The 18,986-nt window shown below is 65.0% G+C and carries 14 protein-coding genes and 2 pseudogenes; 8 read left to right on the top strand and 8 right to left on the bottom strand.

Annotated features, from left to right (window positions below; translation table 11 throughout):
* The first annotated feature begins 248 nt into the window (after positions 1-248).
* Positions 249-686, top strand: a complete 438-nt coding sequence (locus EET10_RS10720; RefSeq protein WP_063468377.1) for a hypothetical protein — start codon at positions 249-251, stop codon at positions 684-686.
* 82 nt (positions 687-768) lie between these two features.
* Positions 769-972, top strand: coding sequence for a hypothetical protein (locus EET10_RS10715; RefSeq protein ID WP_136622880.1), 204 nt, complete (start codon positions 769-771; stop codon positions 970-972).
* A 108-nt stretch (positions 973-1,080) separates the two neighbouring features.
* Here EET10_RS10715 and EET10_RS10710 read toward each other — a convergent pair whose 3' ends face one another.
* Complete coding sequence (locus EET10_RS10710; RefSeq protein ID WP_099187977.1) at positions 1,081-2,115, bottom strand: ParA family protein; 1,035 nt, start codon at positions 2,113-2,115, stop codon at positions 1,081-1,083.
* A 225-nt stretch (positions 2,116-2,340) separates the two neighbouring features.
* On the opposite strand from EET10_RS10710, the gene EET10_RS10705 reads away from it, so the two are divergent.
* The 3 genes and pseudogenes from EET10_RS10705 (at position 2,341) to EET10_RS10695 (ending at position 4,100) form a co-directional block, all read left to right on the top strand.
* The gene (locus tag EET10_RS10705; protein WP_081260808.1) at positions 2,341-2,961 is read left to right on the top strand and encodes a DUF4352 domain-containing protein; all 621 of its coding nucleotides are present in this window, start codon (positions 2,341-2,343) and stop codon (positions 2,959-2,961) included.
* Between the two features lie 71 nt (positions 2,962-3,032).
* Positions 3,033-3,422 (top strand): annotated as a pseudogene (locus tag EET10_RS10700) (HNH endonuclease signature motif containing protein); the annotation flags it as partial.
* A gap of 39 nt (positions 3,423-3,461) precedes the next feature.
* Positions 3,462-4,100: a phosphotransferase-like protein gene (locus tag EET10_RS10695; RefSeq protein WP_082273265.1), complete on the top strand. Its 639-nt coding sequence runs from the start codon at positions 3,462-3,464 to the stop codon at positions 4,098-4,100.
* 10 nt (positions 4,101-4,110) lie between these two features.
* On the opposite strand, the gene EET10_RS10690 is transcribed toward EET10_RS10695, so the two are convergent.
* On the bottom strand, positions 4,111-5,748 hold the full coding sequence (locus EET10_RS10690; protein ID WP_122502134.1) for an acyl-CoA synthetase: 1,638 nt from the start codon (positions 5,746-5,748) through the stop codon (positions 4,111-4,113).
* Between the two features lie 311 nt (positions 5,749-6,059).
* On the opposite strand from EET10_RS10690, the gene EET10_RS10685 reads away from it, so the two are divergent.
* Complete coding sequence (locus tag EET10_RS10685) at positions 6,060-6,713, top strand: DedA family protein (RefSeq protein ID WP_036403634.1); 654 nt, start codon at positions 6,060-6,062, stop codon at positions 6,711-6,713.
* Here the strand turns inward: EET10_RS10685 and EET10_RS10680 are convergent.
* Positions 6,686-6,943, bottom strand: coding sequence for a glycosyltransferase family 2 protein (locus EET10_RS10680; RefSeq protein WP_082273266.1), 258 nt, complete (start codon positions 6,941-6,943; stop codon positions 6,686-6,688). The genes EET10_RS10685 and EET10_RS10680 overlap by 28 nt on opposite strands.
* A 222-nt stretch (positions 6,944-7,165) precedes the next feature.
* Positions 7,166-7,771 carry a TetR/AcrR family transcriptional regulator gene (locus EET10_RS10675; RefSeq protein WP_036403636.1) on the bottom strand — a complete coding sequence of 202 codons (606 nt, stop codon included), beginning with the start codon at positions 7,769-7,771 and terminating at the stop codon, positions 7,166-7,168.
* 150 nt (positions 7,772-7,921) lie between these two features.
* Between EET10_RS10675 and EET10_RS10670 the strand changes: the two genes are divergently transcribed.
* Positions 7,922-8,350, top strand: a complete 429-nt coding sequence (locus EET10_RS10670) for an anti-sigma factor antagonist (protein ID WP_036403638.1) — start codon at positions 7,922-7,924, stop codon at positions 8,348-8,350.
* A 67-nt stretch (positions 8,351-8,417) separates the two neighbouring features.
* Here EET10_RS10670 and EET10_RS10665 read toward each other — a convergent pair.
* Positions 8,418-11,330 (bottom strand): annotated as a pseudogene (locus tag EET10_RS10665) (sulfatase-like hydrolase/transferase).
* Positions 11,331-11,560: 230 nt separating this feature from the next.
* On the opposite strand from EET10_RS10665, the gene EET10_RS10660 reads away from it, so the two are divergent.
* Positions 11,561-13,279: a thiamine pyrophosphate-binding protein gene (locus EET10_RS10660; RefSeq protein WP_036403640.1), complete on the top strand. Its 1,719-nt coding sequence runs from the start codon at positions 11,561-11,563 to the stop codon at positions 13,277-13,279.
* Positions 13,280-14,034: 755 nt separating this feature from the next.
* Here EET10_RS10660 and EET10_RS10650 read toward each other — a convergent pair.
* From EET10_RS10650 to EET10_RS10640, 3 genes are all read right to left on the bottom strand, one after another.
* Positions 14,035-15,477, bottom strand: coding sequence for a serine/threonine-protein kinase (locus EET10_RS10650; RefSeq protein ID WP_051490545.1), 1,443 nt, complete (start codon positions 15,475-15,477; stop codon positions 14,035-14,037).
* The gene (locus EET10_RS10645) at positions 15,474-15,749 is read right to left on the bottom strand and encodes a hypothetical protein (protein WP_129111899.1); all 276 of its coding nucleotides are present in this window, start codon (positions 15,747-15,749) and stop codon (positions 15,474-15,476) included. Before EET10_RS10645 ends, EET10_RS10650 begins: the two co-directional genes overlap by 4 nt.
* A gap of 206 nt (positions 15,750-15,955) precedes the next feature.
* Positions 15,956-18,886, bottom strand: a complete 2,931-nt coding sequence (locus tag EET10_RS10640; protein WP_122502133.1) for an ATP-binding protein — start codon at positions 18,884-18,886, stop codon at positions 15,956-15,958.
* Positions 18,887-18,986 lie beyond the last annotated feature (100 nt).

The raw sequence follows: 18,986 nt of genomic DNA, 5'->3' as shown, positions 1-18,986 counted from the left end.
AATCCCCGCCCGCGGGGCTGTCCCGGCGGTGGGGGCTGTCCCCGTCCTGGGGCTGTCCCCCAAGGGGTACGGGGCGACGAAGTTGAGGTCGCCCACAGCCACCCCTTCGAACCGGAATGGGTTGCCCCCTCTTCAAGTAAACGATTTTTGCGCGTGTTGATCGGTATCGGGCCTGGTTGCCGGGATTTCGCTTGTATACGGTCTACTTTTGGGGCTGAGCGGATTTGCGGTGGGCGAAGGGGTTTGGAATGCCGCGGTTGGGTGCCAAGGAGAGCGAAGCGCGGGACGCGTTGGTCTTCAGCTTGTATCTCGCGGGCATGGGCTATCGGCAAATCGCAGCGCGCCCCGAGGTTCGGTTGTCGTTGCGGGGTGTGCAGCTGGCAATCGATCGTGCACGGGCCAGGCGCGAGGATCAGCGCAGCGACATCGGCGAGGTGACGTCGCTGCTGATCGAGCGGTACGAACAGCTTTTCCAAGTGGCGTACCGCAAGGCGATGCAGGGCGAGCTACGCGCCAATGACCAATGCCGAAAGCTGCTGGTCGAGTTGGGGCGGCTGCACGGCTTAGAGGGTGTGCGCAGCGCAACGCCGCCGCCGGGTGAGGCCGACGTCGACGCTGACGACGGACTGGTGCCGGCGGTTGCGTTCGACCCTGATGATGAGCTGGCTGCCTTCCGGTTGCCGTAGAGGGGGGATTCGGTTGGGTAAGCGAACGACGGGTAGGCGCGGGCAGTCGCTGCGCAAGCAGCCCGATACGCCGAAGGTGAACGTGGACCGGCTGGCGCTGTGGCGGGCGCAGCGTGCGGGCAACCCTGCCGCAGTTCGCGCGTGGGCGCGGTTAAAGGCCCGCGCCGAGGAATTGAAGTCGCAATGGGCGCTCGAACGGTACGGAATCCCGCTCGATCAGTGTGATTTCGGGCAGCTTGAGCGCCTGCACGCCGAGGCGCTGGACGTGGCGATCGCCGAGCTGTGATCTAGGGAGCCTGATGGCGGCGAAGACGACCGAGGACACGGAACCTGTTGACCTTCTTCGTGTATCGGCACGATGCACCCGCCCACCGAAAGCATCTTGGTTTTCGCCTTAGAGCTTGGCCACCAGGTCGTTCATGTGCTCGACACAGTTCTGTTGGTACGGGGCGTTCACGACGACCCGTTGGCCCATCACTTCCCTCTTTCCCGGTTTCAGCCCGTAGAGAGGCGTGCCCTTCGCGAAGGCCACGACCCCGGTGGTCTGGAAATCGCGGACATCCACAAGTCCGTCGTCGAGCTGCACGAAGCTGAAAATATCGGCGTTGCTCTCGATGAGTTTTTCGACGTCGTTGTCGATCGAGTTCAGCACAGCTGCATACGCCGACGCCGGTCCCATGTACTGGGTCAACCGATTCTTGACGATGAGATGCACCTTGGGCAGCGTTCGCCCCGCATTGCGCAGGCGGGTGGCGAACGCGTACGTCGCGTAAATGTCGGATGGGAGCTTCAGCCCGTACACCAACGAAAAGGCGTTCTGAATCGCACGGCGAGACGAATCATCAGCCATCACCGGCAACACCATCCGGTCCACGGCCGACAAGGCGATCTGCGTGTAGATCGAGAAGCTCGGGTTGCAGTCAACAAACGCAACGTCATACTTTCCGGCTAACGGGCTCAACAGATCCTTGATCCAGTCCAGGACGGCAATCCATGTGTCGGTACCCGGAATCGAGTTGTTGGCCAGCGTGGAGATGGCGTTCGCCTGCAGTTCGAGTAGTGGATCTCCGCAGATCAGATCAACGTTGTTCGGTATCTCCGGGTTGAACTCACTCGGTGTTGTGATGTAGTCCTGCGGATCGATAACAGGAGGTTGGTACGGAGCCGGAAGTCGATGCTGGAAATACCCGCCAATAGTGGCGCGGGGCACCGCGCCCTGCCGCGCCAGCAGTCGATTACTACCACCGTTGGCAAGGCCACCGAGAAGCAGCTCGGAGAGGTTCGCTTGTGGGCAGACGTCGAGCACCAATACCCGCTCTTCAGGGTGTTGGTCGGCATAGAAACAGACCGATTGAAAGCAGAGCGACGTCTTGCCGGTGCCGCCCTTGTTGTTCCAGTAGCCGTACGTGAGCATGAGATCAATCTCCATTCGGTAGTTACAGATGCCTCTGCGTCCTTTTCGGACACTATCACGTCCAATTTGGACGCACGGCGGGCCGAGATCGCCGCGTGTTGCTCGGCGGCCTGGTCGTCGGCCTCGTCGGCGGTTGAGCCCCCGCAAGCTGCCCACGGCAGCGCTGCTCCTCTGTCCTGGGAGCCTCAGGGAAAGTAACCTAGGCACGGATTTGCCCAGCGGGGCCGAGGAGGACTGAGGATGCCGGAAGACCAGCCACCGCCGTTGCCGCCAACGCCGCCCCCGCCGCCTGGCGGCTACTATGGCCCGCCGCCCGGCTACTACCAACCACCGCCAAAGAAGCGCAAGGTGTGGCCGTGGGTCCTGCTCGGCGTCGTTGTGCTGTTCTTTGGTGGTTGCTTCGCAGTCGTCGGGGTTATCGGCTCGGCCGTGCATTCGAGTAGTGAGCGTCGATCAAGCGAACGGGCTGCGGCGTCCGCGCCGTCTTCGACAATGCCCGGTATCGGTCAAGAAGTCCGTGATGGCAAGTTCGCATTCACCGTCACCGGCGTGACGAGGGCACCCTCTGTGGGCACGACGCAAGCGCGAGGCGAGTTCGTGATTGTCACGATGACTGTGAAGAACACGGGTGCCCAACCGCAAGACTTCTTCTCGTCAAACCAAAAGCTATACGACACCGCCGGGCGACAGTTCGCGGCTGACTCGATGGCTATTTCAACGGACTCCATGGTCATCAACCTGAATCCCGGGTTCGACCTCAACGTGAAGGTTCCGTTCGACGTCCCTACAGGGACGACGATCGCCACGATTGAATTGCACGATTCCGCATTTTCGGACGGCGCAAAGGTCAGGCTGAGTTAGCATCCCAATCCTGTTCACTAATGCCACTCCGACTCCGACGTTCAGACCCTCGCAGGCGGTATCTCAGATGAATGCCCGACGGCATCGTGATCTGGACATCGCCGACCGGCAAGACATATCGAACGGTACCCGCGGGCGCCGAGTTGATCTCCAACCCGGCGCCACGGCGATCCCGGACGCGGGCCGACGAACGCGCCGCGCGGATCGCGCGAGCCCGCAACCGCAACCACGTTCAGCGCCGCGCCAACGCCGCCGAACAAGAGATGCGCCGGGCGCGGAAAGCAGAGATCGAAGCCCGCAAATTTCGAAACCACATGCGCGACATGCTGTTTCTCTTCAAGGGTGAACCGAGCACCAGCCCGTTTTGCACCTGGGTGAATGATCCCCGCGAATCCGAGGAACTCCCACCGGACTGGCGGCCACCGCCGGTACCCCCATTGCCCGACGATCCACCATTTTGACGGGCAATAACCCGAACCTGGCGGTACCCTCAATCGGCTATGGCTGCTTTGACTGAAACGGCACAGGGCAAGCTCATCATCCTCAACGGCGGATCCAGCGCGGGAAAGACGTCACTCGCTATGGCGTTCCAAGACTTGGCCGCCGAATGCTGGATGCACCTGGGGATCGACCTGTTCTGGTTTGCACTGCCTCCCGCCCAACTGGACCTCGATCGAGTGCGGCCCGAGTACTACACCTGGGACAGCGTGGTCGAAGACGACGGCCTCGACTGGTTCACCGTGCATCCTGGTCCCCTGTTGGATCAGGCCATGCATGCCCGCTACCACGCCATCCGGGCCTACCTGGACAACGGCATGAACGTGATCGCCGACGAGGTGATCTGGAAGCGGGAGTGGCTGGTGGACGCCCTCCGGATTTTCGAGGGCTACACGGTCTGGATGGTGGGAGTCCATGTCTCCGACGAAGAGGGCGCTCGCCGGGAGCAAGAACGCGGCAACCGCTACCCCGGCTGGAACCGTGGCAGCGCCCGCGCCGCACATGCCGATGCCGAGTACGACTTCGAACTGGACACCACGGCCACCGCGGTCCAGGTGCTGGCCCGGGATCTGCACGAGCGCTACCGGGCCTGCCGCGAGCCCACCGCCTTCAACCTGTTACATAAACGCTTTCTGTCTTGAGCCCGGCTAATCAAAGCTTTTGTTTAACTTGATCTTTCGCCCAGCGATAATCGGCCTTACCCGACGGTGAACGTTGCACCCGGCTGCGGAAGACAATTTCCTTCGGAAGTTTGTAGCGCGCAATGTGGCGCGCGGCCTCGGCGATGATGCCGTCCGGGCCGGCATGCCGGCCCTGTGCCAATTGGACGATCGCGACGACTTCGCTTCCCCACCGGACACTGGGACGACCCGTCACCACGACGTCGTACACGGCCGGGTGCTGGGCGATCGCGGCCTCGACTTCCTCGGCAAAGATTTTCTCCCCGCCGGAGTTGATGGTGACCGAATCGCGGCCGAGCAGCTCGATTCCGCCATCGGCGGCCCAGCGGGCCCGGTCACCGGGAACCGAATGGCGAATCCCTTCGATGACGGGAAACGTTCGCGCGGTCTTCTCCGGGTCGCCGAGGTACCCGAGCGGAATCAGACCCTGCTGAGCCAACCAGCCGATTTCCTCGTCCCCGGGTGACAGGATCCGGGTCATGTCTTCGCTGACCACCACCGCGCCTGGGTTCGGAGCGAACCGGCCAGAACCACCCTGCAGGCGAGTGGACACCTGGCCCATCTGAGACCCCGACTCCGAGGACCCGCCTGCGTCCAGGATCGCCAGTTGCGGCAGCAATTCCACGAAGCGCTGCTTGATCGGTGCGCTGAGGGCCGCACCGCCGGTGACCAGAATCAGTAGCCCGGACAGGTCGTAATCGCCAGACTCGAGTTCGTCGACCAACGGCCGGCCGAAGGCGTCGCCGACAATTGACAGCGATACCACCTGTTCCCGGCTGGCCAGCGCCCACAACTCGGCAGGGTCGAAGTGGCTAGTCGTCGGCGCCATGACAAACGTCCGTCCGCCGCACAAGTTGATGAATGCCGCCCACTGCGCCGCGCCGTGCATGAGCGGCGCCGCGGTCATCGAACCCGGTCCGTCCGGACGTGACCGCTCGACGATCTCCTCCAGACTGGTGGCCATCTCGCCGGTGCCGAAAGCGCGACCGCCCATGGCGTTCATGTAGATATCGTGCTGACGCCACAGCACCGCCTTGGGCATTCCGGTGGTGCCACCGGTGTAGAGCACATAAAGGTCGTCGGGCGATGGGGTCACGTCGAGTGGCTCGTCGGACATCGACGCCAGCAGTTCCTCGTAGCGCACCGCCCCCGGCAACGGATCGTTTCCCGAATGGTCGTCGACATGGATCAGGCGCGGGCGGCTGTCGTATCTCTCCAAGGCCTCAGCCAGCGTCGGGCCGAATCGTGCGTGGTACATGACGGCGTCGGCCGTGGCATTGCCGAGCAGATACACCAGTTCGTCGGCAACATAGCGGTAGTTGACGTTGAACGGGGCGACCCGGGCTTTGTAAGCCCCGATCATCGCCTCGAGGGACTCGTTACAGTTCGCCATGTACAAACCGAGGTGGCTTTGTCCCGATTCGTAGGGTGCCAATTCGGAGCGTTCCCGACGAACGCCAAGCCCCCACCGGTGTAAGGCGCGGGCGAAACGCCGGGCGCGTTCGTCAGTCTGCGCGAAGGTGAATCGCCGGTCCCCAAACACGATGCAGTCGCGATCCGGATTGGCCGCCGCCACCGCCGAGAACACCTGAGCGATATTGAATTCCACTAACGGCCTCCTGGCGATGTGACGGCCGAATATACGCCATCGGGGTGACAGTCCGACGTCCTCCCCACGGCGGCCGCCAGGGGATTTCCAACCTGGTTGCGGGTTGCAGCAGAAATTCCTCTCAGCCTTTGCCGGGTTCTGCTTCGGAGGATCGTAACCCGCGAGCTAACCGATGCGCTCCGATGGCATCCCCGACGAGGGGCGTCGACGGCGCCCGCGCAGTCCTGGCAGATGTGACGGCAAATACCGTGCCGCCCGGTCACAAGCCTCGTTACGCGGCGCGGTGAGCATGCGTCAGGCATCCTTTAGCAATGGATGTGGAAGCGCTGCTGCACTCGATCCCGCCGCTTGCCGTCTACCTGGTAGTCGGCGGCGTGGTCGGAGTCGAGAGTCTAGGTATTCCCCTTCCCGGGGAGATCGTGTTGGTCAGCGCGGCGCTGATGTCGTCACATCACGATCTGGCCGTCAACCCCGTCGGTGTTGGCGTTGCCGCCGTAATCGGCGCGGTAGTTGGTGATTCGATCGGTTACTCGATCGGCCGCCGATTCGGCATGCCGCTGTTCGACCGGCTTGGCCGGCGATTTCCGAGACACTTCGGCCCTGGACATGTCGCGCTCGCCGAGCGGCTGTTCAACCGCTGGGGAGTTCGCGCGGTGTTCTTCGGTCGCTTTATCGCGCTGCTGCGGATCTTGGCCGGGCCGCTCGCCGGCGCCTTGAAAATGCACTACCCACGATTTCTGGCCGCCAATGTGTCGGGTGCCATCTGTTGGGCGGGTGGCACCACCGCGCTGGTCTACTACGCCGGGATGGCGGCGGAACGCTGGATGCAGCGCTTCTCCTGGGTTGCGCTGGTCGTCGCCATCGTGGTCGGGATCATCGCGGCAATCCTGCTGCGCGAGCGCACGTCGCGGGCGATCGCCGAACTCGAGCAGGAGCACTATCGCAAGGCGGACACGGCGGCCTGATCAACATCCCGCCCAACGGGCGGGCCGGCGCTAGGCGACGAGCCGTTGCCGTCGGTCGATCTATTGTCGACCACAATGATCTCATCTGGCGGGCGATGTTTGACGAATGGATGCGCCAGGCACTTGGCAATAAAGCGTTCTTCGTTGTAGGCGGGAATAACGATTGTCACCGTATGAGACGACGATCCCGCTCCTGACCGAGATTCCCGGCCGACACCCACACTAGCCATGTGGTTTCCTCATTCTTCGCTTATTGGGCGCCGGCGCATCGTTCGCCAGGGCGGGGTCTTCGCGCGTGAGATAGCACCCGCATGCCCGTCGCCCGCATGCCCGTCGCTGTCGTGTCCGGTGCACAACTCAGTCGCTTCGCACTTACTAGAAGTAAGTAAAACTATTTGTTAATGCAATGATTGCGTTAGACAATTGTTTGCCAGGCCGACAGCCGGCTAACGCTAACCGGCCGCTTCGGATTGGCGACGATGCTGTTCGATGAGAACGCGCGCCATCTGTTGCGCACGGTGAGCCGCCTCGGCGTCTCCGATGGCCGCCATGATGATGGCGCCCTTCATGAGGATGTGCCACGACCAGGCGAAATCCTCCACGTCGAGGAGGCCGGCTACCACCGCGCGTTGCCGCACGATGTCACGCACATGGTCGATATGGGCGAGGCAAGCCTGCCCGACGGGATGATCACGCCCCAACTCGAGCAGCACATTGATAAACGAGCAGCCTTCATACCCGTCGCGACTTTGGAACCAATCGTGAAGGACGTCGAAGATCGCCAGCAATTGATCCTCGGGGGTACTGCCCAGCTCGCGCGAGCGGGCCTCGATCAGACCGTGCGTCCAGAGTTCCTCGCGCCGCTGCAGCACCGCCAGCACCAAGTCGTTCTTGGTCGCGAAATGCCGGTAGAGCGTGGCCCGGGCCACACCCGCCCGCTCGATCACCTCGTCGGTGCCTACTGCCCGGATACCGCGCCGGCTGAACAATTCGTAGGCGGCCCCCAGTATGCGCTCACGAGCCGGTGCAGCCGGCGTGGCGAACTCCGGTACGGCCATAGCAAACCCTAACCATACTCTCAGACCCCAGATGTAGACAGACCGACCTGTCTCGTTATACAAATGAGACCTAACGACGAAGTCTGTCTTCAGACACGCAGGACGGGCATCCATCGCGGCGCTGCGGCGCCAGTCGATTAGGAGTGCGCCATGAGCGTGGTTACAGCAGAACCGATCACCCCACACCTGATGCTCAGCACGCGGCTTGTCAGCGAGTTGGGCGACCCGCGGAGCACCTTGCGGGCGACCACCGACCGCAACGGAGCGGCGGTGTTGATACACGCGGGCGGCGAGGTCGATGCCTGCAACGAGCACACCTGGCGCCAGCTGATCACTGAGACGGCCACCAGCGTCCCCAGGTCGGGGTTGTTCGTCGTCGACGTCACCGGCCTGGATTTCATGGGCTGTTGCGCCTACGCCGTGTTGGCCGACGAGGCCGATCGGTGTCGTCGCCGCGGCGCCGAGCTACGCCTGGTGACTCCGCAATCGACCGTCGCCCGAATCGTGGCGGCCTGCGGGTTCAACGACTTATTGCCTGTGTACCCGACCGTGGACGCTGCTCTGCGGCCGAGCTGGTAGTCCAATCTAGCTCTGGACGTCGCACGCGTCGTGGGATTATCGACCTGCGTGACCGGTGTTCCTGCCTTCACCCCGCGGCGCCCTGGCCGACGGCTTGGACCGCCGCGTGCTCGTGCAGCGCTATCTCGGCTTCCTCGTGCGCGGGCTGCAGGTCGAACACCACCTCGCGGATGGTGCCGGTGAACGGGTACGGCGCCTTGTCCTCGTAGGCGCGGTCCACCACCAGGCCGTTGTCGCAGCCGATGTCCATCCCGGCGTAGGAGGAGAACGCCAACGGCACGGTTTGCGGCATGTCGCCTTCGCCGATCAACTCGTCGTCGGCCCACAGCGTGACGCGACCGCCGGATCCGGGGACGGGCTGGGTGGACTCGAAGAGCACCTTGACCGTCACGTCGCCGGTGGGGATCGGCTTGGTGGAGACCTGCCGGTAGGTATCGACGCCGAGCATGGAGTAGGTATGGTGCAGCAGCCGCTGCTCGTCGACCCAGAGACCGAACCCGCCGATGAAGCCGGCGTTGGCCACGACGACGCCCTCGGCACCGCTGTCGGGCACGTGTAGGCGGGCTTCGATGGCGTAGGACCGGCCGTAGATGCGCGGAATCATGCCGCGCTGAATGTTGTGCACGTCGCCCTTGTACGAGAACCGCGTGACGGTGGGCATCGGCGGCAGCTGGCCGAAGACCACCGCCAAGCCGCCCAGCAGCGGCAGCACCCGGTTGCGTTCGGCTTCCCGCCACCACAGCCGGGTGAGTTCGGCGACCTTGTCGGGATGCTGCGCGGCGAGGTTGTGGGCCTGCGAGAAGTCGTCGGGCAGATAGTACAGCTCCCAGACGTCGTTGTCGGGGTCGTAGCTTCCGGGCGCGAAGCGTTGCAGGGTTTGCGGGGAGAAGTCCCACGGCGCCTTGTCCAGGCGGGTGCACGCCCACCAGCCGTCCTGGTATATCGCCCGGCTGCCGAACATTTCGAAGTACTGCATGCTGTGGCGCTCGTCGGCGGCGGCGTCGTCGAAGGTGTGCAGGAAGCTGGTGCCGTCCATCGGTTCCTGGTCGATGCCGTCGACGCTGGTCGGCTCGGGCAGGCCGACCGCCTCCAGCACCGTCGGTGTGATGTCGATGCAGTGGGTGAACTGGTCGCGAATTCGCTTGTCCGGCTTGATCCGTCCGGGCCAGGCCACCACCATCGGATCCCGCGCTCCGCCGAGATGGCGGGCCATCTGCTTGCCCCATTGGAACGGTGTGTTGTTGGCGTGCGCCCAGGCCGAGGCGAAGTGCGGGGCGGTGTGCTCGTCACCGAGCGCTTCGAGTCCGCCGTACTGTTCGATCAGCCGCAGCTGGTGGTCGGCGTCGAGGACGAGGCCGTTCAGAAACGTCATCTCGTTGAACGACCCGGTGATGGTGCCCTCCATGCTGGCGCCGTTGTCGCCCCAGATGTAGAAGACCAGCGTGTTGTCCAACTCGCCCAGGTCTTCGACGGCATCGAGCAGCCGTCCCACGTTCCAGTCGGCATTCTCGGAGAAGCCGGCGAACACCTCCATCTGGCGGGCGTAGAGCTTTTTCTGGCTGTCCGACAAGCTGTCCCAGGCAGGGAAAAGGCTTGGCCGCTGGGTCAATTCGGTGTCCGGCGGCACGATGCCGAGCTCTATCTACCGCTCCAGGGTCTGCTGCCGGTAGGCGTCCCAGCCGTCGTCGAACGCACCCTGGTATGTGTCGGCCCATGCCTTGGCGACGTGATGAGGGGCATGGGTGGCCCCGGTGGAGCAATACATCATCCAGGGTTTGTCGGTGTCTTGTGCCCGCACTGCGTGCAGCCACTCGACGGCCTTGTCGGTGAGGTCGTCGTGGAAGTAATACGGCTTGCCGTCCCCGCATGCCGATCCCTGCGGTACTCCGAGCACCGTGTTGTCCTGGGTGATGATCGGGTCGTACTGGCCGGCGGCCCCGGACAGAAAGCCTCAGTAGTGGTCGAATCCCCAACCCAGCGGCCAATTGTCGAACGGGCCCGCGGCGCCCTGGACGCTGTCCGGGGTCAGATGCCACTTGCCGAAACCGCCGGTGGCATAGCCGTTGTCACGCAGTATCCGCGGCAACGCGGCACAGCTGCGCGGCTTGACCGACGAGTAGCCCGGGAACGGACCCGGATACTCCGCGATCGACCCGAAGCCGACGCGGTGGTGGTTGCGTCCGGTCAACAGCGCCGCCCGGGTTGGCGAGCACACGGCTGTGACATGGAAGCTGTTGTAGGTCAAGCTATTCTGCGCAACGCGGGTCAACGTCGGGGTGCGGATCGCGCCGCCGAAGGTGTCCGGGCCGCCGAATCCCGCGTCGTCGATCAGCACGATCAGAACGTTGGGCGCGCCCTCCGGCGCCTTGGGTCCCGTAACGATCGTCCAGTCGCCCAACGACTCTCCCATCGTGCGGCCCATCACGCCACCGAATTTGCGGTCCGGCAGCGGCAGCCGGGTGCGGTCCGGGTTGAACTTGCCCATCGCCTCGGCCAACGCCGACTTCAGCCCGCGAAGCGTCGACTTATCGAGTTCCGCAACCGATTTCATCGGCGACGAATCCAGCGCCTGCTCGACGGCGAGCCGGCTGCCTGCAGGCACCACGGCGATCACGACTGCCGTGCCGGCCGACAATGCCCGGCCGATCTTGTCGCCGAGACCGGTCTTGAGGCGGTAGTCGGCGAACGTGCCCGCCAAGGCACCGGCTGCGGCACCGACCGCTGCCGACGCCAGCAATGCCGGCGCGAACAACCCGACCGCCAGACCCACTCCCACACCCCAGGCCGCCCCCCGGCGGCCCAGGCGGTTACCGGTGTCGATCAGCACAGGTTTACCGTCGGTGTCCTTGCCGACCAGCACGGCGCCGGTCAACTCCAGCGTCCCGTTCTTCACCATCTCGGTCAGGGTGTCGAAATCGCCGCGCGCGGCGGCGAGGTCGGGGTAGCCGGCCACCAGCACCAGCGCATGATCGTCGGTCATGGAATTCCCTTTCTGCAGGTGTTGAGCTTCTGCTGGCCGCACGCCGTAGCGGCAATCGTGGTGACCGGTTGAACCGATCGGTAGGAACCAACGTCCCGAATCGCCGCGCGGGCGCCAACGGCCGACCGTGGATTCGGCGCAACTCCAGGTAGGGGACTTCAGCCTCTTCTGCTATCGGGTGCACCGGTGATGCGATCCATGGGTAGGCGACTCACGCTTGGGAGGTTGAGATGACCGAGATGACCGGTGGCGAGCTCTTCGCCCGTTCGCTTCAGGCTGAGGGGATCGAGTTCCTCTTCGGGCTGCCGTCCCCCGAGATCGATCCGCTGTTCGCGCAATTGAAGGCGTACGGTATCCGGCTGGTGCCGGTGCGCCACGAAGCGGCCGGCGTGCACATGGCCGAGGGCCTGTACAAGACGACGGGCAAGGTTGCGGCTGTGCTGGGCAATCCCGGCCCCGGCTCGGCGAACCTGCTGCCGGGGGTGGTCACCGCACTGCACGAAGGTGTTCCGGTGCTGGCCATCACCTCCCAGCACCGGCTCGGGATCGTCTATCCCTCACCGCCGTCGACCTTCCAGGGCCAAGACCAACTCGACCTTTTCCGGCCCGCCGTCAAATGGGGCGGCCCGATCTTCGAATGGGCACGCATACCCGAGGTACTTCGGCTGGCGTTCCGCGAGATGCACAACGGACGGCCGGGTCCGGTCCACGTCGAGCTGCCGGCACCGATTCTGTATGAGACCGGCGATCCGCAGACGGCGCCGGTGTGGCCGCCCGCCAGCTACCGCGTCGGGCCGCCGCAGCCGTCGGACCGTCAGCTCGACGAAGCCGCGACACTGCTGGCGGCCGCCCAACGCCCAGTGGTGATTGCGGGCCAAGGCGTCGATCGCGCCGACGCACGCGGTGGTCTGCTGGATATCGCCGAGCTGCTCGGCTGCCCCGCCATCGGCTCGATGGCCGGGCGCGCGTGCGTCCCGGCCGATCATCCCAACTACGTGTTCGGGTTCGGCCCGGCCGGCGACCTCGCGCGCAGCGAGGCCGATGTGTTGCTGGTGGCCGGCTCCCGGATGGGAAACCTCGACGTCCCCTACGACAGCTACTGGGGCGACCCGGCGGGCAAGCGGCTGATCCAGATCGACATCGACCCAAGGCATTTCGGCGTCACCCGGCCGCTGCACCTGGGCATTCTGGGCGACGCGCGAGTCGCGCTCGACGGCATTGCCGCGCGGCTGCGTGCGACGGATCTCGGCCACCGCGACGGCGCCGACCTGGCCCGCTACCGCCGGCTCGACGAGCAGGTCAGGATGCAACTCGCTGCCCCGATACTTGAATGGCAGGGCCCAGGCATCCATCCCGCGCACGCGGCCGGGGTGATCGGCGCCGCGTTCGGTCCGGATGCGGTGTACACCGTCGACGGCGGCAACACGTCGCTGTGGGCCTACAACGTACTGCCCCCGACACGGCCGCGGTCCTATCACTCGATCCTCGAGCTCGGGATGCTCGGCACCGGGATCCCGTCGGCGATCGGCGCCAAACTGGGCGCGCCCGAACGCGAGGTCGTATGCGTCACCGGCGACGGGGCAGCCGGATTCAACATCATGGAGTTGCAGACCGCCGCCCGTGAGGGCATCGACGTCACCGTGGTGGTGTTCGCCGAGGGCTCATGGACGATGGAGGAGCTGAACGAACTGCAGTTGTACGGCACGACATTCGGCACCGCGCAGGGCGAGATCCGGTGGGACATCGTCGCGCAGGGACTCGGCTGCCACGGCGAATACGTGGATCGGATCGAGGACCTCGACGGCGCCCTGCGGCGTTCTCGCGAGCACGGTGGCCCGAGTCTGGTGTGTGTGCGGACCGATCACGCCGCCAACCTCGCCATCCCGGCCGAGATGACGGCCCGGTTCTTCGAGGTCTACTCCGGCCCCGCCAAACCCGCCGTTGTCTAGGGAGCGGCTACGGTAGTGCGTTCGTCCCACGCACGCTCGCACAGGGCCGCCGACCGATGGGGGTCAACACCACCTCCGAGGCGGCATTGACCCCGATCGACCGATGGCACCGCGCCGCGCTTCGAAGTTCGGCGTCGTTGGCCTGAACTCCGCTATCCAGGATGGGAGTGCACGTGCCGGATGCCGATCCTCAGCGAGTGATGCGGAACTATCCGGATCCTCCGTCGTCGGATTAGTTGGCAATGCAGGCCCGGTAGGCCTCCCAGCACATCGCGGCAGCGTCAGGCGGCACATACCTCTCTCCGTAGATGCCTATTTGCACGTTGGCCGACATGCAGGCCTGCTTTTCGCTGTTACAGCTCGTTGTGGGCGCGTCCTGTCGCTGCAGGGGCAGGGTGCCCAGATCTCCGGTTGTCAGCTCGGCGGTCTCCCCGCTTACGCAGGGTGTTGTCGGCGACTCGGCCGCCGCTGGCGTGGCTAAGACGCCGGCGATCGGGCAGAGCAGAACTGTTGCCAACGCTAGCCGGGCAACGGGTTTGAAAGACGTCAGCGACTCCTCACGAGAGAAACGTCAGGGGTTTCAGAATTGCGCCCGTCGTCTTGTTGGGTTAGGGCATTACGGCCCACAAGGCGGGGGAAGAAGTCCCTAGGGCGAGAAGCCTTCACGGATCGAACGTGAGCTCCATGCCTGGCGCATAGTGCATAGTGCGTCGTTGCGGGCACCTTCGTGGCCGCGATCTTGGCAGCTTCGCCGGTTACCGCGGATCCGCCGGGCAACCTGATGGGCATGCTGCCCACGGACAAGGAGCAGCACCAGCGTGTGCGTGATGGCCCCGCGCATCGAGCATCGCGGCCGGCGCCTGTGCAGGATATGACGTGCGCTGAGCGGTGGCGTGATGACGATTAGCCATCACGAATCCGAGAGAACACAGCAACACAGCGATCACCGCTATCAGCACCGCCGCCTTGCCAGCCCGTGCCCTTATGGCGAATCTGCCGGGACGGCTAGCCCGTGGGACACGCGCGAGCAACCCCGGCCCGGCGGCCTGCGTCGCCTCGGATTGGCGTGGTGCGGCTGAATCGACGTGGAGGGAAGGGGGATTCGCAAACCGCAGACGCGGGGCGCAGCCGATCGACAGAGTAGCGCGTACCGCGCGGGCGAATTCGCCCGCAGTGTGGTAGCGGTCACCGGGGTCCTTGGCCATTGCGGTGGCGACGACGCCGTCGAGTGCGGCCGGCAGCCCGGCCACGTAGTCGCTGAGCCGGGGCGCGGGGTGCTGGATGTGAGCCATCATCACCGCGGCCAATCCGGGTCGGTCGCTGAATGGGGCATGACCGGTGAGCAGGTGGAACAGTGTGCATCCCAGGGAGTAGATGTCGGTGCGCGCGTCGAGAGGCCAGCCCTGCAGAAGTTCCGGCGAGGCATAGGCCACCGTCGTGATCACGTCGCCGGTGCGGGTCAGCCCATAGTGGTCATCGCAGCTGCGGGCGATGCCGAAGTCGGCCAGCACCACCCGCTCGGGCTCCCCCGGCAGGCCAGGAGATAGCAGGATGTTCGCCGGCTTGACATCGCGATGGAGCAGGTTGCGGCGATGCAGGTGATCGAGGGCCATGGCCACCTCGCCGACGATGCGCTCGGCCCGCGCCGGCGGCATCCGCCCAGCACCGGTTTCGACATCGGCGTCCGTGCCGCGCACATACTCCATCGCCATCCACAACGCACCGTCCGGCGTGTCCCCGCGATCGTAAACCGCGACGATATTGGGGTGATGCAGCCCGGCCGCCAGGTCGGCCTCCCGCATGAACCGAACACGAAACCGGGGATCCCGCGCGAGGGGACCATCGAGAATTTTCAGCGCGTCGCGCCGAGGCAAGCTCGGATGACGGGCCAGATACACCGTGCCCATGCCTCCCGACGAGACCACGGCTTCAACCCGATAGTTCGCGATCATCGTGCCCACCCGCCGTGCCGGGTCTCCGCTTCCGCACGTCGTGCCACGCGTGCTGGGTGCGTACACGGTTGCCGATGCCGACGCCCGTTGCACGGGCAAACCGGCGACAGCGCGCCGCGTCACGCGATCACCGCCGCCCCCATAACCGAGTACTGCGACCATCGGGAACCGGAACTGCGTGCGGCCATCGCGGGCCGAGGGCACGATCGGGGGTTTGCGGAACGGTTCGACGCGACGAGTCTTCATCGGTGAGATCTTCCGGACACGGCCCCCAACAAGCGGTCGGACCACCCGGACAACCAGATCCTCAACAGCTGGACACTGGCCGCGGAAAATTGCTCCAGCCAGACCGCCGGGCCGGTCTGCACCACGACGAACCGGGCCAGCAGCACCAGCATCCACACCGCGCCCGTCGCCGTCCCCAACACGATCACCTCCCAAGGCGGTGCCTGGGACACCGGAATGATCGCCTCAGCCACCCCACTGACCATGTCGAGGTACAACCGTGGACTGGACACAGCCGCATCACCTCCAACGTGATGTGCATCCAAGCAAGCACATACTTCGCGTGCGTTGCTCCGCGTAGGCCCGGTCTTCGCTGAGCGGCTGACGGCTGCCGAGACGAATTCCTTGCCCGCTGCCCACAATGCGGGTGAGGCGTTCGGAAACCGTTTGCAAACTATGAAATGCCCAGCTAAACGACCTTTTCCGGCACCCGACAGGTTCAGGGGGCGGGCACTGCCGCGGGTCCGCAACAACGCTGCAGGCTGGAGCGGGCCCGCGTCACCGCATCGGCAATGCCGGCAGGTGCGTTGAGCGCGTCAAGGCGAGCAGAGCCCAGCGAATCAACGAGCACCGCCATCTGGGGTGCGGACAGCGGCATGGGCTTGCCGGCATTGACGAAGGCCCAATACAGGACGGCGGCGTCCTCGCGGCAGCCGAGCCGGAGCAACAGCCGCGTGATGTAGCGCAGCGTAAGCCACTGCTGGGTCAGGTCGGCGAAGCGTTCCCAGTGCTCGAGCACGCCGATGAACATCTGCGCAGCCACCCGTGGATCGCCGTAGACGGCACGGATAGCGGCGGCCTCCATCAAGGCGCTGCCGTATACCCAGAAATTCTGCACGTCGGCGGCCAGCCGCGCTGAGTCGTCGAACAGAGCCAAGGCACGCTCCGGTTCGGACCTTCTCAGCAGGTAACCGAGCGCGAAGTAGGCCATCGACTGTGCAGTCGGGTTGCCGGTGTCGTCGGCCGCCCCGACAGCTTCCTGCGCCGCAGGTATCGCAGCCTCGTCATTGCCGAGTACGCCCTGGCAGATCGTCAACGTGAACAGCGTCCACCCCAGGCGGATGGGATCCGCGTCGCGGCGGGCACGCTCCGCCTCAGCGGTCCAGTAGGCGAGCGCAGCTTCCGGATGCCCTTCGAAGAGGGCGACATCGGTAAGCACATCGACCGGGTTGACGACGCGGGCGCTGCTCCTCGCCGGAGTCCGTCCGTGCGCCAAGGATGCCAATGACTTGGCCCGCGGGAAATCAGCCCGGGCCCACGCAACGCGAGCTGCCGTCCCGACGACCGCCGGGAACAACGGATGGTCAGGATCGGCAACGGCGATGACGCGCTCGGCCCACTCGGCTACCTCGTAGCCCACCCGCCAACCGATCAACTCCGGTACCGCAGCCACGATCCGCATCGCAAGACCGATGTCCTGCTCGTCCATCGCATGCCCGAACGCTGCGCGCAGGTTGTCGTAGTCGGGCAGCGCCCGCTCCACCCATTTCCGCTCCTCGGCGGTGAGCATGCCAGCTCCGGCCCGCTCGGCCAGCCTGGTGTAGTAGGTCGCATGCCGTTTCGAGCACTGGCGGTCAATGCCGTTTTCCCGCAACCGATCTCGGCCATATGCCCGCATCGTTTCCAAGACTGCGTAGCGGGCTCGTTCCTCGACACTGAGCACCACCACCATGGACTTGTCCACCAACCCGGTCAGCAACTCCAGCGTGTCGGCCTCACCGGCACCATCGAGCCCGCAGATTCCGTGGACGGCGTCCATGTCGAAACTGCCGGCGAACACCGAAAGACTGGCAAACAACGACTGCTCGGATTCGGTGAGTAACCGATATGACCACGCGATCGTCTCGGACAGACTCTGCTGCCGAGGCAATGCACCCCGGATCCCGCCGCGCAGCAGGCGCAAGAAATCCGGGCGCCGAGCGACGTCCACACTGCTCATCACCCGCATCCGCGCCGCTGCCAGCTCCACCCCCAGCGGCAGGCAATCGACCCGTCGACAGATTTCGACGACGGCGCCCATCGGCTCGTCTTCGAGCGTGAAGTCCGAACGGCTTGCCAGGGCTCGGTCGACGAACAACTCGGTCGCGTCCGCTTCCTCCAGCGGCGGCACGCCGATAATTCGCTCGCCTTCCAGGCCGAGAGGTTGCCTGCTGGTGGCCAGCACCGATACTCGCGGGCAATGCTGCAAGATCTGGCCGATGAATTTGCCGGCGGCTTCCAGCACGTGCTCGCAGTTGTCGAATACCAGTAAGACTTCACGTGACCTGAGGTACTCGATCACCGATTCCTCGATGTCCATGCCTTGCTGCTGCCGCAACCAGACACTCGCCGCAACGGCGTGCCCGACTGCGTCACCGTGCTCCAGCGGACCCAGTTCGCAGATCCATATGCCGTCGCCGAAACGCTCTTGCACACTTCGTGCGGCCTCTAGACCCAGCCGGGTCTTGCCTACACCACCGACGCCGACCAAGGTGACCAGCGGGCCGTCGCTCAGGGCGTCAATCGTTTGCACCAATTCGCGCTGCCGACCAACGAAACTCGTCACCCGCCGCGACAGCCCCGACCGTGGCCGCTGCATCCCCAGCCGGTGCGCCGGCGCGCCGACCGAGAGGGAAACCGTTGGCGCGACCGGGATGGCGGCCTCGCCGGTGAGTAGCTGCTGATGCACCTCGCGTAGGGCGGGACCCGGGTCGATTCCGAGTTCGTCGACGAGTTGCGCGCGAACCCGACGATAGGTTTCGAACGCGTCGGCCTGGCGTCCGCACCGGTACTGGGCCAGCATCAACTGGCCGGCCAACCGCTCGTCCAACGGATGCGCAGCCTGGGCAGCCGAAATCTCAACCAGCAGATCTGCGTGTTTACCGATTCGCAGGGCGGCGTCGTTGCGGTCCAGCTCCACGGAAAGCTTTTCGGTCTGCAAGGCACTGCGGACGTCGTTCACCCACGGCGTGTCCAGGGTCGCGAACGGCTCACCAGACCAGATCGCCAGCGCCTTATCGAACAGGAGCGCGGCCTGCAGGGGGTCATCGATCGCTCGGGCCTGTGCGGCCACGCGGCGGAAGCGGTGCAAGTCCACTGACAGCGGATCGGCGGCAAGGACATATCCACCCGGCTCGCGCGAAATGGAAGCGCCTTCGGATTCGGCGAGCAGATTCCGCAGCCGCGACACATAGCCGGCCAGCGAATTCCGGGCACGGTATGGTGGGCGGTCCGACCACACCCGATCGACCAGTTGACCGACCGGGATGGGCCGATTCACGTCGATCAACAACGCGACCAGGACACAGCGTTGACGGGCATGACCGATTCCTAGCCGTCGCCCGTCAACTCGGGCTTCGACGTCGCCGAGCAGTGTGAACTCGACCGTCATCCAGCAAACCCCATCTGCCTAAGCGCAGCGAATGTTCGCGTCCGTTCGGTGGGTAGCATACGACGGTCGGGTAGGTGTCCTTTGATTCGACGGACGGAGT

Source organism: Mycobacterium pseudokansasii (assembly GCF_900566075.1).
Classification (GTDB): domain Bacteria; phylum Actinomycetota; class Actinomycetes; order Mycobacteriales; family Mycobacteriaceae; genus Mycobacterium; species Mycobacterium pseudokansasii.
This window is presented reverse-complemented; position numbering and strand designations above follow the sequence as displayed.